Source organism: Sorangium sp. So ce204 (genome assembly GCF_051526795.1).
GTDB lineage: Bacteria > Myxococcota_A > Polyangia > Polyangiales > Polyangiaceae > Sorangium > Sorangium cellulosum_B.
Genome location: NZ_CP150317.1, coordinates 9731380 through 9744552, shown reverse-complemented (window position 1 = coordinate 9744552; position 13173 = coordinate 9731380). Strand labels below are relative to the sequence as shown.

Below are 13173 nucleotides of genomic sequence, written 5' to 3'. Positions count from 1 at the left end.
GCGTCGTGGACGCCGGATTGCCCTCCGCAGCGGCTCACGCCCCCCCGCGCTTCCCGTCCAGGCGGGCCAGCACCGCCCGCGGCGACATCGTCGCCCGGTAGACGTAGATCTCCCCGGCCTCGTCGTCGCCCAGCACCTCCTCGCTCACGCGGAGCTGCTTGCCGACCGCGAGCAGGATCCTCGCCGGAAACCCCTTCCGGATCAGCTCGACGCGCCGCCACACCGCGTCCCGGCTCCAGAACCCGAACGCCTCGAGGTACACCTCCTCCCCGGTCTCCGCGTTCAGGAACACCAGGTCGGGGACGCACACCACCTCTCCGGGCAGCGCGAACAGCCGCTCGTTCGGCGACACGGTCCAGGGCGACCCGAGCTTCCTGAACCCCTCGCAGAACGCGTCCAGCTCGGGCGTCGTCTCCGCGAGCTCGCGCCCGTGGTACAGGAGGCCATCCGCCGGGCCGATCTCGACGGCGAGCGGCTCCTTGTCGCGCCCCCAGCGCAGGTCGGCGCGCAGCCGGAACGAGGCGCACGAGAGCACCGACGGCAGGAACATCGCGAGCCGCAAGCCATACCGCTGCACCGCGTCGAACAGGCTGAACGGGCCGTCGAGCGCGATCGTGTAGCCGGAGACCGGATCGCCCTGGACCACGTGGATGAGCCCGTGAAAGCGCGCCGCCCGGAAGATCCGCCGGTAGCGCTGGGCGCTCTCCCCCTCGACGCGGATCGTCACCTGCGTCGCCCGGAGGAGGATCGACTGCGCCAGCGCCAGGTTGTACCGATCCAGCAGGATCTCGGGCGCGTCCGCGGCCGCGCGCCGGAGGATCTCGGCGCCGCGCAGGTCGGCGTAGAGGCCCGCCTCGATCGCGGCGGGCGTCGTGCCGAGCCGGGCGGCCACCTCGTCGAGCACGGCGGCCCGGTCGAAGCGGGCGCGGACGTCGAGGGCGCGGTGCGCCGCCGCCGCCGCGTGGAACAGCTCGCGCCGGAGCGCCTCGGGATCGACGCCCTCCTGCACCTCGTACTCGCAGCCCTCCTCCAGCACCTTCCTCAGGCCGAGCGAGGCCACGCGATCCCGCGCGGGCACCTCGATGGCGTCGAGCGCGGCCTCGACGTCGTCGCGGCGCTCGCCGACGCGCTGCGCGAGGATGTCGATGTACGCCCGCGCGACCGGCAGCAGGCGCTCGGCGGCCGCCCCGCGGAGGTACTGCGGGACGACCAGCCCGCCCCGGCGGCGGACGCGGACGAGGTCACTGGTAAGCAACGTGCTCCCGGCGCTTGTCGCTCACCCGCTGCTCGCTCGTGCCGAGCGCCACGAGCTCGTAGAGGATCGCCGTCTTGTTCTCGCTCCGGCGCAGGATGCGGCCGAGCCGCTGGACGTGCTCCCGCACCGAGCCGCTGCCCGACAGGACGATCGCGACGTTCGCCTCGGGCACGTTGACCCCCTCGTTCAGCACCTTCGACGTGACCACCGCCGACAGCGTCCCGCGGTTGAACGCCTCGAGGATGGCGCTGCGCTCCTTCACCTTGGTCTGGTGGGTGATGGCCGGCAGCAGGAACTGCCGCGAGATCTGGTAGACCGTGGCGTTGTCCTCGGTGAAGACCAGGGTGCGATCTGCGCGGTGGGCGTGGAGCAGCCGCGCGAGGACGTCGATCTTGCCGGGCGCGCACAGCGCGAGGCTGCGCTGGCGGCGGTACGCCTCGAAGGCGCGGCGGCCGGCGTCGGACTGCGAGCTCAGCAGGATGAACTGGCCCCACCCCTCGGGCATGCGGATGCCGTTCGCGCGCAGGAAGCCGATGTACACGGCGCGCGCCGCCTCGTACGCGGCGCGCTCGTCGTCCGAGAGCGGCACCTCGAGCCGGACGACGTCGTAGGCCGCGAGGTACTGCCCGGAGAGCTCGGTGATCTCCCGGCGGAAGACGATCGGGCCGATGAGGTCGTCGTAGCCCCGGCCGTCGGCGCGCTCGGGCGTGGCGGTGAGGCCGAGGCGGAAGGGCGCGAGGCACATCTTCGCGGCGAGCGCGTACGACGGGCTCGGCAGGTGGTGGCACTCGTCGAAGATCACGAGGCCGAAGCGGGCGCCGAGCCTGTCCATGTGGGCGTGCGCGGAGTCGTACGTGGTCACCGTCAGGTCGAGGACGTCGTGGTAACCGCCGCCGAGCAGGCCGATCGGGACGCCGAACGCGGCGGAGAGCCCGTCGTACCACTGGTTCAGGAGATCCAGGGTGGGCACGACCACGAGCGCGCTGCGCTGCCGCGCGGCGATGGCGAGCGTCGCGACGAACGTCTTGCCCGCGCCCGTCGGGAGCACGACGACGCCCCGGCTGCGCCGCCCGGCCCAGGCGTCGAGCGCCTCGCGCTGGTAGGGGAACGGGTCGTGCTTGGCGAGCGGCGCGAGCGGGAGCGCCTCGTACTTGCGGGCGGCGTCGGTGAACGGGACGCCGCGGGCGCGGAGCCTCAGGACGAGCTCGGCGTAGTCGATCGCCGGCACGCGGTAGACGCGCTCCCGCGCGTCCCAGCGGCAGGACGCGGGCAGGCACGCGGGGTCGAGCGGCGCGCCCTCGGCGGGATCGCCGGCGGTGCCGCCGTCGGGCTCGCCCGCGCGCTCGTCCGCGTTCGACGGCAGCGCGCTGCTGTCGAGGGCGGGCGCCGCAGCGAGCGCCGGGCGCGGGGCGAGGCCTTCGATGCGGAGGGTGCCGCCCTGGAAGCTCAGGACGATCGGCGCTGTGCGGACCGGCTCGGTCATCGGCGCGCTCTTTTGCCGCGGGCAGGGCCGCGTGCCAAGCGGAGATGGCCGGCGATCAGGCCAGCTCGGTCGGCATGACCGAGGCGCCCCGGAGCGGCGCGCGGTAGCGCACCCAGACGAGGGGGGACTCGTTCAGCGTGATCGTGAGGGCGCTGCCGGCGCTCACCGGGAGCTTGCGGCCGAGCTCGCGGTGGATGTAGCGCGCGATGAGCTCCGGCGTCGAGCGCTTGCCCTCGAACGCGGGGTGCTCGTCGAGGTTCCGGTAGTCGATCTCGGCGAGCACGGCGCGCAGGCTGTCCCGCAGCGCGCTCGTCTCGACCACCTGGCCGAGGGGCGAGAGCTCCTCGCGCTCCACCTCCACGCTGACCGTGTACGTCGCGCCGTGCAGGCGCTGCGCAGGGCCGAACTGCACGCCCTTGAGGCTGTGGGCCACCATGATGTGATCGCGGACGCCGACGGTGTACATGGCTCCACTATACCCGCCGCGCCGGCGCTGGAGGGAGATCCCAATCGCCTGTCACGGCCCACCGGAGTAAGGTGGGGGCGACCCCCCGTCCGGCCCCCGCCGCGGCGGACGGGTTCGTGCGGGACGCAGTGACCGGTTGACCGTTGCGAGGGAGGATCGCCGATGAACAGCGAAGCGAGCGTGCTGGCCCCAGGGTTCCTCATCGCGTCGCCGCCGCTCGGCGATCCGAACTTCGACCGGACGGTCGTGCTCCTCGCGGTGCACAGCGAGGGCGGGGCGCTGGGGTTCGTGGTGAACAGGCCGGCGCCGATGACGCTGGGGGAGCTCCTGTCGTTCGCGGGTTATGGCAACGACCTGAAGAACCCGGCGCCGGTTTACCTCGGCGGGCCGGTCCAGCCGAGCTCGGGGTGGATCCTGTGCCTCGATCCGGCGCTCGGGGCCGAGGAGACGGGGGTGATCCCGGTGGGCTCCCGGGTGCGTGTCACGTCGTCCCGGAGCGCGTTCGACACGCTCGCGGCCGACGCGGTGCGCGGCACGGCCGCCGCGGACCCGCGGCGCAGGACGGTGCTCCTCGGCTACAGCGGCTGGGGGCCCGGCCAGCTCGAGCGAGAGATCGCCGCGGGCGCGTGGCTGCCCGTGGCCCTCGACGAGGGGATCCTGTTCGACGTGGCGGCGGACCAGCGCTGGGAGCAGGCCTATGCGCTGCTCGGCCTGCGCCCGATCGAAGTGATGTCGATGCGCAGCATCGGCGAAGCCTGAGAGCACACGACACGAGAGGAGTCCTATGGAGATCAATATCGGAATCGACGCCAAGAACCGCGAGCTGATCGGCGCGGGGCTGGGACGCGTCCTCGCTGACACGTACACGCTCTATCTGAAGACCCACAATTTCCACTGGAACGTCACGGGGCCCATGTTCCAGACGCTCCACCTCATGTTCGAGCAGCAGTACAACGAGCTGGCGCTCGCCGTGGACCTGGTCGCCGAGCGCATCCGGGCCCTCGGCCTCCCCGCGCCGGGGACCTACAAGCAGTTCGTCGCGCTCTCGACCATCAAGGAGGACGACGGCGTCCCCAAGGCCACGGACATGATCAAGCGCCTCGTCGAGGGCCACGAGACGGTCGCGCGCACGGCGCGTGAGCTCTTCCCCGTGGCCGAGAACGCCAACGATCAGCCCACCTGCGATCTGATCACCCAGCGCCTGCAGGTCCACGAGAAGACCGCCTGGATGCTGCGCAGCCTGCTCGAGTAACCCCCGCGTCGCGGCCGCCGAGCTGCGGAGAGGCGAGGCCTCGATGCAGCCGGCCGGCCGGGAGCGGCTTGACAGCGGTGATCGAAGAGGGAGACGCTGTCGGGTCATGGGTGGAACCTGGGCGAAAGCTGGTTGGATCGGCGGGGTGGGAGCGCTCGTCGCCGCCGGATGCTCGGACCTCATCGGCGCGGACTGGGGACGATACTCGCGCGGCGGCGGAGAGGGCGCGGCGGCCGGGAGCGGCGGTGAGACGGCGGCCGGGAGCGGCGGTGAGACGGCGGCCGGGAGCGGCGGTGAGACGGCGGCCGGGAGCGGCGGTGAGACGGCGGCCGGGGGCGGCGGAGAGGGCGCGGCGACCGGGGGCGGCGGAGAGGGCGCGGCGACCGGGAGCGGCGGAGAGGGCGCGGCGACCGGGAGCGGCGGAGAGGGCGCGGCGACCGGGGGCGGCGGAGAGGGCGCGGCGACCGGGAGCGGCGGCGCGGGGGCCGGGGGCGGTCCGGTCGCATCGGCCCCGAGCTGCCGGGACCTGGAGACGCGGTGCGGACCGGACCAGATCAGCTGCTGCGACAGCCGGCTGGTGTACGGCGGCGCGCACACGCGGCGCTACACGAGGAACCATGTCGAGGCGACGGGCTCCAGCGCGCAGAAGCAGGCGTCCGTCAACGACTTCTGGCTGGATACCTACGAGATCACGGTCGGCCGGTTCCGCGAGTTCGTCGAGGCGGGGAAAGGAACGCAGGAGAGCCCTCCCGCGGTGAACGCCGGACGGCACCCGGCGCTGGCTGGCAGCGGATGGCAGACCAGCTTCAAGCAGTACCTCCAGCCGAACAAGGCGACGCTGATGGCGGAGCTGAAGAAGTGCACCCCTCCGGGCGTCGACACCTGCAGTGCTATCGGGGACCCCTGCTCGACGTGGACCGACAGCGCCGGCTCGGACGACGACGAGCGCCGCCCCATGAACTGCATCACATGGCACGAGGCGATGGCCTTCTGTGCGTGGGACGGCGGGCGCCTGCCAACCGAGGCCGAATGGCACTACGCAGCGGCCGGCGGCGACGAGGAGCGAGCGTATCCCTGGGGCGACACGTTCGTCGATAACCACGCGGTCTTCGGCTGCTACGGGGTCACGGAATCGTCAGGCGGCCCGTGCACGATAGGCGACATCCTGACGGTCGGAGCGGCATCGAGCGAGGGAGGAGACGGACGGTGGGGGCAGGCGGACCTGGCGGGGAGCCTGTGGGAGTGGACGCTGGACGGGTACAGCAACAGCTATGCGATCTCGAGCGGGGGCCTCGATCGCTGCGACGACTGCGCGAACCTGACCGATACCGCCGATCGCGTCATCCACGGCGGGTCGTTCGAGGACGATCCGGACCGCCTGATGGCGTCCGAGCGCCTTCCAAGCAAACCCGCCGAGCGCTACTACGGCATCGGCGCCCGGTGCGCGAGGGACAGGTAGCGTCGCCCGCGCGGCGCTCCGGACACGGCGTCCGCCGCGGGGCGCCGCGCCTTCATTCCGCTTCCGCCTTCGGACCGGCTCAGCGCGCGCTCTTGACGAGAAACCCCTCGCCGTCGATCGCCACCGCGCGCTCCTTCAGCAGGCGGCCGACGGCCCGCTTGAACGCCTTCTTGCTCAGGCCGAAGAGGGCCCGGATCTCCTCGGGGCTCGAGCGATCGCCGACCCTCGGCGCGCCCGGGCGCGAGAGCCGCGCGAGGATCTCCTGCGCGTCGCTCTCGACCTCCTCGTGCGCGTGACCGCGGAGCGAGAGATCGATCCTCCCGTCGGGCAGCACGCTCGCCACGCGGAACCGCGCCGCCTGGCCGCGGGAGAGCGCGTGCGGCTCGTCGGCGGGGAGCAGGCCGACGAACCTGCGCTCGACGATGACGAAGAGGCCGATCCCCGGCTCGTTGCGCCACGCCTCCCCCTCGACCCACTCGTCGAGATCGAACTCGCCCTGGTCGCGCAGCATCTCGCTCACGCGCATCGTCCCCGCGAGGCGCCCGGTCCTGTCCACGAGCAGCCCCACCGGGTGCCGCTGGCCGACCTGCGGGTCGCGGGTCTGCTCCGCGCGGGGGACGAGCAGCTCCTTGGGCAGGCCCCAGTCGACGAAAGCGCCGAAGGGCGCGACGTCGGTGACCGCCAGGAAGGCGACCTCGCCGAGCGTGACCTTCGGCCGGCGCGTGGTGGCGATGGGGCGATCCTCCGAGTCGAGGTACACGAAGACCTCGAGCTCGTCCCCCTCCCTGGCGCCCTCGGGCACCTCGCTGCGCGGCAAGAGGAGCACCGGCGCGTCCGGGCGCAGGTCGTCTGGATCGGCCGAGAGGAAGGCGCCCGGCGGGCCGAAGCGCCGCACCGGCAGGGTCACCACGCGCCCGAGGAGATGGTCGTACGGCATCGGCGCGCAGTCTTGCACAGGGCGGGGGCGCGCGGTCGGCCGGTCGCGTCTCTTTGGGCGCGATGATCTCCGATCCCACAAATCGGTTGAAGCTGCCTGAAAGACGCTGAATGGTGAGGTGCCGAGGCGCCAGAACGCCAGGAGTTGGAACTCCTCTTGGCGCGCTCGATGGTTCGTTTCTCGCTTGAACGACGTGATCGATCGTCCAGGAAGCCGAACGGGGTGAAGCTCCTCCAGGTCCTTCGGCGCGCGCCGCCCGCCGTGGCTCCGCGAGCGACGAGCGCGCCCCGCCGGGCGTGGAAGCGACTCGCGGCCGCCGCAGGTCTCCTGCTCGTCGCGCCCCTCGTCGTGGCGCACGGCCGCGTCTGGCTCGACGGCGAGGCGCCGTCCGAGAGCGTCGGCAGCCCCGCGCGCGGCCGGCTGCTGCACGGCCGCCCGCTCCGCCCCTCGGGGCCCGGTCATGTGACCTACTCCTACCTGGGCGCCAGCCTCGGACGCCAGTACGTGCACGGCGCGGTTCGCGACGCGCTGGAAGAGGCGTTCGCCGCGTGCGCGGCCGCCAGGCCAGGGCGGCGCTTCGTCGTGGGGGAGACGGGCCACCGCGATGGCGGCCCGTTCTGGCCTCACCGCACGCACCAGAACGGGCTCAGCGTCGATATCTTCGTCCCGCTGCGCGACGGCGCGGGGCAGCCCGCGGAGGTGTCGACCTATCCCTGGAACAAGCTCGGTTATGGCCTCGAGCTCGACGCGCAGGGCCGGTCGGGCGAGCTGACGATCGATTTCGACGATCTCGCGCGGCTCCTGTCGGCGCTGGAAGAGAAAGCCAGGCCAAGGAAGCTCCGGATCCAGCGGATCATCCTCGCGCCGGAGTACGTGCCGCTGCTGCTCGCGAGCCCCGCGGGCCGCAAGCTGGGCTCGCTCGCAGGGGCGATCCCCCGCGGCCCGGTGTGGTGGCGGCACGACGAGCACGTGCACATCGATTTTGCGTTCGCGGCCGGCGGCCCGCGCTGAGCGAAGGTATCGACGGCGATGGCGCCGGCGCCGCTCGCGCTGCCGCCCCCAGCCACGACCGAGTCAGGCCCGTCGCTCCCCTCCACGCACGAGGCCGATGGCTTGACGAGCCGGTTCCATGACGTTACCGCTGGGGAGGCCCGCGAGCGGCGCGGGTCGCGCGTCGCGCAGCGGTGAGGCGCGGAGCCCGCCATGGACGACAGCTCCGGATACCGCATGTACGTGTTCCGCAGCGGCCGCCGCGACGTCCCGGGGCGGCGGCTCGTCGACGAGCTGGCGGCCGACCTCCGGGCGATCGCCGGCCCCGGAGGCGCGGAGCGCCCTCGCGACCTCGTGCTCGGCGCCTTGATCCGCGCAGGCGAGCTCGAGTCCCTCCTCGCCGACACCGGCGCGGAGAGCGCCTCGGCGCTGGCGCAGCTCACCGACGATCTCGCCGCCGCGCTGATCCGCGGCGACGGCGCGGGCGCGCTCGCGGTCGCGGGCGGCCAGCCAGCTGGCCACGGACAGCCAGACGTCGGGCCACGGGCGGCCAGACGCCTGGCCACGCCCGAGGCCCTCACGGCCGTCGAGGTCCCGGCGATCGTCTCGACGTCGCCGCCCGAGGGGTTCTCGTTCTACGCGCTCCACCCGCTCGATTTCGCCCGGCTGGCCGAGCGGCTCGCGTCCCCGCCGGCGCCGGTCCGGGTCGTCGGTATCCGCAGCATCGGCACGACGCTGAGCGCGGTGACGGCCGCGGCGCTCCGCGAACAAGGGATCCGGGCCGGCCGCACCACCGTGCGCCCATCAGGTCACCCCTACGACCGCCGCGTCGAGCTCGACGCCGGGCAGATCCGCTGGGTCGAGGACGGCATCGCCGAGGGAGCGCGGTTCTGGGTCGCCGACGAGGGGCCGGGCCTCAGCGGCTCCTCGTTCCTCGCCGCCGGCGACGCCCTGGTCCGCGCGGGCGTCCCGCGCGCCAGCATCGTTTTCCTCGGCTCCCGCGCGCCCGACCCCGACGCGCTCGTCGCGCCGGACGGTGCCCGCCGCTGGCGGTCCTTCCGCTCGGAGCGCGCCGAGGGCGGGGCGCGGCTCCCCGGCGGCGCGGGCGAGCCCATCGGCGCCGGGGCGTGGCGCCGCCGCTGCTATTATGAGGACGAATCGCGCTGGCCGCCCTCCTGGACGTCCATGGAGCGCCTCAAATACCTCTCCCGGGACGAGCGCCGGATTCTGAAGTTCGAAGGGATGGGCCGCTACGGGGCGGAGTGTCTGGAGCGGGCACACGGCGTCTTCCGGGCCGGCTTCGGGCCGGAGCCGCGCGACGAGGGCGAGGGCTTTCTCTCGTATCCATGGCTCCCTGGGCGGCCGCTCCAGGCCGATGACCTGTCCGCCGCGGAGCTCGAGCGCCTCGCCGACTACTGCGCCTTTCGCGCCTCGGCCTTCCCTGAGCCGAGCCCTGCGGCCGACGAGCTCATTGCGATGGCACGCACCAATTTCTCGCTGGAGATGCGGAGAGAGCTCCCGGGTGAGCTCCACCTGGAGCTCGCGCATCCGGTGATCGTCGATGGCAGGATGGATCCCCACGAGTGGCGCAGGTCCGCCGCGGGCGAGCTGGTCAAGGTGGACGCCTGCGGGCACGGCGACGATCACTTCCTCCCTGGCCCCACGGACATCGCCTGGGATCTCGCCGGCGCCATCGTCGAGTGGCGGATGTCGCGAGGCGCCCGGCGCGCCTTCCTGGAGCGGTATCGGCGCCGCTCCGGCGATGATCCCGAGCGGCGCCTGCCTGCGTATCTCCTCGCCTACACGCTCCTGCGTCTGGGTCACGCCGCGATGGCCGCGGCGTCGCTCGCGGACGAGGGCGAGGCGCTGCGCCTCTCCGCGGCGCGACACCGCTATCGCGCGGCCCTGATCGAGGGCCTCCGCCCCGCGGCCGCCCCGGGGGCGTTTGGCTAGCGCCGGGTGCCGGAGATCGCGCCACGATTCCTGCGACGGCGAGGCGGGCGCCGATGACGTCTCAATGAATCCCATGCTGTTCCGAGTGAGTCACAGCCGAGCGGCTCTCCGGCGTGGCCCAACGCGTCGCCGGCAGCCGTCCGGTTAGCCGCCGCTCTCTCTCGAAGTCATCTTTGCGCCTTGATCGGCTCTCCGGGAGCGGAGCGCGGTGCCGGAGAGCGTCGGCACCGCGACGGTGAGCGCCGGGGAGCTGTGCTTTGCGGTCAGCTCGCCTTAAGAAAAAAGTAGCCACGCAGGGTCATGTGGGAGGGTCGCCATGAGAAATACGCTCGCAAGTCAGGTGCCGGTCTGCATTCCCAAGCTGCCGCCGCCGGAAAAATGGAAGGAGCTGGCCGCGCAGGCGAAGGCCATTCGCCCGGACAACCTGCCGCCGGGCTTCGATCCCGAAGACATCGATCTCACCGAGCAAGGCAAGCTCGCGCTCGTCATCAGGCTGCGGTGGCCGAAGAGGGGGGTGAGGCTCACCGTCGGGTTCCTCGACAATCCGGAGCCCGCGCTGCGGCGCAAAATCCTCGCGTACGCGAACATGTGGAACAAGACTGGCAATATCGAGTTCGTCGAGACGCAGTCCTTCGCGGAGAGCGCGAACGTCCGCATCGCGCGTGGCGCAGGCGGCTACTGGTCGTGGCTCGGCATCGATATCCTCAACCACCCGGGTCAGCCGACGATGAACCTCCAAGGGTTCACGCTGCGCACGCCGGAGTCCGAGTTCAGACGCGTCGTTCCTCATGAGTTCGGCCACACGCTGGGGTTTCCGCACGAGCACCTCCGCGCGCAGCTCGTCGAGCTCCTCGATTTCGAGAAGACGGTCGACTACTTCATGCGGACCCAGGGCTGGAGCCGAGAAGACGTGATCTTCCAGGTGCTGACGCCGCTCGAGGAGAGCTCGTTCTTCGGCACGACCATGCCCGACCAGGAATCGATCATGGCCTACCAGATCCCTGGCGAGTGCACGAAGAGCGGCATACCGATCCTCGGCGGAGAGACGATCAGCGAGACAGACTACGCCTTCGTCGCGCGCGAATACCCGAAGCCCTAGCGCTGAGCCGCGCCGAGCGCTAGGGCCACAGGCGTCCGCCGCGCGCGACCGTCGCGCGCGGCGGATTGATGCTCAGCAGTCTCCGACCGTGAAGGCTCGCCATGAAATCCAGGAAGACCAAGCCAGCTGCTCCCCGCGCTCCCAGGGGAACGAGGCAGCCTGAGATCCCGTCCTCTTCGCCCGTGGAACGCGCCGCGGCGAGCTACCACGTCGTGCTGATCGGTATCGACGTTTACTCCGGCGGAGTCTACCCGCTCCGCGGCTGCGTCAATGACATCGACGAGATCCAGGAGTTGCTGCTGAATCGGCTGGGCGTTCCGGCGGACCGGATAAAGCGGTTCGCCGCCCCTCTGCGCGGCGGCCCGCCACGGCCGACGACGGTGCCGACGCAGAGGCCGACCCGGGCGAACCTGATCGCGGCGCTCACCGCGCTCGGCGATGAGGTGAAGCCGGGCGACCGGGTGTTCATCTATCACTCCGGTCACGGCACGCGGAGCGAGGTGATCGATCCGAGGGACAACGGTCGCTACTATCGCGAGGCGCTGCTGGCGACGGACAGCAATGTGGCGGAGGGGGAGAGGCTCGTCTTCGATTGGGAGCTGAACAGGCTGCTCGGGAAGATCGCGGAGCGAACGCCGGCCGTGACGGTGGTGCTCGATTGCTGCTTCTCCGCGGGGGCGACGCGCGCCGCGCCGGAGAAGGGGGCACGCCCGCGGTACGTGAAGTCGCCGCGGCCGATCGTGCTTCGGCCCGAGATCGCGCCGCCTCCGGCGACGGGGGAGCGAGGTGCAGCGAGGAGGCTGGGCGTCGGTTCGGGTGATTTCATGGTGGTAGCGGCCTGCCTCGACGACGAGCGGGCCCGCGAGTCGGACGGCAGCGGCGGTGGGCCTCCCGCGCCGGGCCGGCAGCAAAAGACGCATGGCCTGCTCACGCGGGCGCTCGTCGAGCAGCTGAGCGCGCTCGAGGATACCACGCTGTCGGAGCTGCGCTGGGGCCAGATCTGGCGCACGGTGGCCGCCAGGGTGGAGGCGATGAACGCGTACCAGCACCCGTGGCTCTCGAGCAACCCGGTGAGACGGGTGTTCGGCGGGCCGCCGGAGGCGGGCGACATCGGCTATTCCGTGACCTTCGACGCGGCGAGCGCGACCTATCGACTCAACGCGGGATCCCTGGTGGGCGTGACCGAGGGCGCGGTCGTGGCGCTCTATCCAGAGCTGGGGTCGCCAGGGGCGGCGGCCGTATTCCCGCCGGTCGGCACGCCGGAGGATCTGAGAGAGCGAATCGGCCTCGTTCGCGTGATTTCGACCGGCCGCGCGACGTCGGATGCGAAGGCCGATCCTGCGATGCCACCGCCTTCGTCGCCTCCGAGCGCGGTCTTGCGCGGTCGATTGATCCGGCCCGGAGTGGGAGCGAAGCTCGTGGTGGCGCTCGCACCATACGACGAAGCGATGGCGAACCGGCTCGCCGCCTCGCCGTTCCTGGAGATCGCGAAGGCGGGGAACAAGGGCCAGATCACGCTGGTGCAGCGCTCCGACAAGGCGTGGGCGATCACCGACGACATCTACGGGACCGGGGAGGAGCCCGGGCCGCCCGTGCCCACGCTGCCCTTCCTGGCGAACACCGCGCCGGCGGCCGGCGCCGCGGACATCGCGGTCGCTCTGGTGGAGCACTATTACCTGTACGCCGCGCCCCTGCGAATCGCGCGCAACTGCACCGATCTGGCCGATTGCCTCGAGATGAGGCTCCTCGATTGCAACGAGCAGCGCGGAGTGCTGCCACCGGAGCTGGTCCACAATCCGCCGCTGCCGGAGCTGCAGCCGGCCAAACAGCCCAATTACGAGGTGAAGGCGGGGCGCTTCGACGCGGTGAACGACAGGTGGATCGCGCTCGGGGACTGCTACTGTATCCAGATCGAGAATACATCGGACATTGACCTGTGGCTCACGCTCGTCAATTGCGACAGCGAGGGGCGGGTGAACATCCACGCGAGTCGCTACCCCATCGCGAGGAAGAGCCGGAAGACCTTCTGGTCTTCCTCCGGCGTCCTCGGGGATCCGATGTGCGCGACGCTCTCGGCGGGACAATCGCTCGGGGTGGATCGCTTCGTGGCGATCGCGACGACGAACAACACAGCGTCGCTCGATTATCTCAAGCGTGATACGTCCTTCGCCGAGATAGCGAGCGGCGTCGGGGAAAGGGGCGAGCACCCGCGCGGCGCATCGGAGCGCTGGACCGCGGCCGTCGTGGTGGTGCGAATGACAGCGACATAGAGCCACTTC

The 13173-nt window shown here is 71.7% G+C and carries 11 protein-coding genes; 7 read left to right on the top strand and 4 right to left on the bottom strand.

All coding sequences use genetic code 11. The features are described 5' to 3' along the window. Positions 1 to 34 precede the first annotated feature (34 nt). Genes WMF22_RS36605 through WMF22_RS36595 form a run of 3 tightly spaced genes read right to left on the bottom strand, consistent with a single transcriptional unit; the run spans position 35 to position 3204 of the window. Positions 35 to 1255, bottom strand: a complete 1221-nt coding sequence (locus tag WMF22_RS36605; protein ID WP_438032752.1) for a DUF790 family protein — start codon at positions 1253 to 1255, stop codon at positions 35 to 37. Beyond that, positions 1242 to 2738 (bottom strand): DEAD/DEAH box helicase, encoded by a 1497-nt coding sequence (locus WMF22_RS36600; protein WP_438032751.1) that lies wholly within the window; start codon positions 2736 to 2738, stop codon positions 1242 to 1244. The genes WMF22_RS36605 and WMF22_RS36600 overlap by 14 nt, the downstream gene beginning before the upstream one ends. A 55-nt stretch (positions 2739 to 2793) precedes the next feature. Next, positions 2794 to 3204 (bottom strand): 6-pyruvoyl trahydropterin synthase family protein, encoded by a 411-nt coding sequence (locus WMF22_RS36595; protein WP_012239418.1) that lies wholly within the window; start codon positions 3202 to 3204, stop codon positions 2794 to 2796. A 162-nt stretch (positions 3205 to 3366) separates the two neighbouring features. Between WMF22_RS36595 and WMF22_RS36590 the strand changes: the two genes are divergently transcribed. From WMF22_RS36590 to WMF22_RS36580, 3 genes are all read left to right on the top strand, one after another. Further along, a complete protein-coding gene (locus WMF22_RS36590) occupies positions 3367 to 3963 on the top strand; it encodes a YqgE/AlgH family protein (RefSeq protein WP_438032750.1) in 597 nt (198 codons plus the stop codon). Between the two features lie 25 nt (positions 3964 to 3988). Beyond that, a complete protein-coding gene (locus WMF22_RS36585; protein WP_157907930.1) occupies positions 3989 to 4456 on the top strand; it encodes a Dps family protein in 468 nt (155 codons plus the stop codon). Between the two features lie 145 nt (positions 4457 to 4601). Continuing rightward, positions 4602 to 5915, top strand: coding sequence for a formylglycine-generating enzyme family protein (locus WMF22_RS36580; RefSeq protein ID WP_438032749.1), 1314 nt, complete (start codon positions 4602 to 4604; stop codon positions 5913 to 5915). A 79-nt stretch (positions 5916 to 5994) separates the two neighbouring features. Here WMF22_RS36580 and WMF22_RS36575 read toward each other — a convergent pair whose 3' ends face one another. Continuing rightward, a complete protein-coding gene (locus WMF22_RS36575) occupies positions 5995 to 6852 on the bottom strand; it encodes a CvfB family protein (protein ID WP_437294582.1) in 858 nt (285 codons plus the stop codon). 222 nt (positions 6853 to 7074) lie between these two features. Here WMF22_RS36575 and WMF22_RS36570 point away from each other — a divergent pair, with 222 nt between their 5' ends. The 4 genes from WMF22_RS36570 to WMF22_RS36555 all read left to right on the top strand — a co-directional run bounded on the left by WMF22_RS36570 (position 7075) and on the right by WMF22_RS36555 (position 13164). Further along, a complete protein-coding gene (locus WMF22_RS36570) occupies positions 7075 to 7863 on the top strand; it encodes a penicillin-insensitive murein endopeptidase (RefSeq protein ID WP_438032748.1) in 789 nt (262 codons plus the stop codon). Between the two features lie 192 nt (positions 7864 to 8055). Then, positions 8056 to 9795 carry a hypothetical protein gene (locus tag WMF22_RS36565; protein WP_438032747.1) on the top strand — a complete coding sequence of 580 codons (1740 nt, stop codon included), beginning with the start codon at positions 8056 to 8058 and terminating at the stop codon, positions 9793 to 9795. Positions 9796 to 10111: 316 nt separating this feature from the next. Continuing rightward, complete coding sequence (locus WMF22_RS36560) at positions 10112 to 10894, top strand: M12 family metallopeptidase (protein ID WP_437294579.1); 783 nt, start codon at positions 10112 to 10114, stop codon at positions 10892 to 10894. A gap of 182 nt (positions 10895 to 11076) precedes the next feature. Then, a complete protein-coding gene (locus WMF22_RS36555; protein WP_438032746.1) occupies positions 11077 to 13164 on the top strand; it encodes a caspase family protein in 2088 nt (695 codons plus the stop codon). Positions 13165 to 13173: the final 9 nt, after the last annotated feature.

Excerpts from the sequence above, each read along its gene's own strand:
- WMF22_RS36600 (WP_438032751.1), bottom strand. The coding sequence starts at position 2,738 with ATGACCGAGCCGGTCCGCACAGCGCCGATCGTCCTGAGCTTCCAGGGC.
- WMF22_RS36595 (WP_012239418.1), bottom strand. The coding sequence starts at position 3,204 with ATGTACACCGTCGGCGTCCGCGATCACATCATGGTGGCCCACAGCCTC.
- WMF22_RS36590 (WP_438032750.1), top strand. The coding sequence starts at position 3,367 with ATGAACAGCGAAGCGAGCGTGCTGGCCCCAGGGTTCCTCATCGCGTCG.
- WMF22_RS36585 (WP_157907930.1), top strand. The coding sequence starts at position 3,989 with ATGGAGATCAATATCGGAATCGACGCCAAGAACCGCGAGCTGATCGGC.
- WMF22_RS36575 (WP_437294582.1), bottom strand. The coding sequence starts at position 6,852 with ATGCCGTACGACCATCTCCTCGGGCGCGTGGTGACCCTGCCGGTGCGG.
- WMF22_RS36565 (WP_438032747.1), top strand. The coding sequence starts at position 8,056 with ATGGACGACAGCTCCGGATACCGCATGTACGTGTTCCGCAGCGGCCGC.
- WMF22_RS36560 (WP_437294579.1), top strand. The coding sequence starts at position 10,112 with ATGAGAAATACGCTCGCAAGTCAGGTGCCGGTCTGCATTCCCAAGCTG.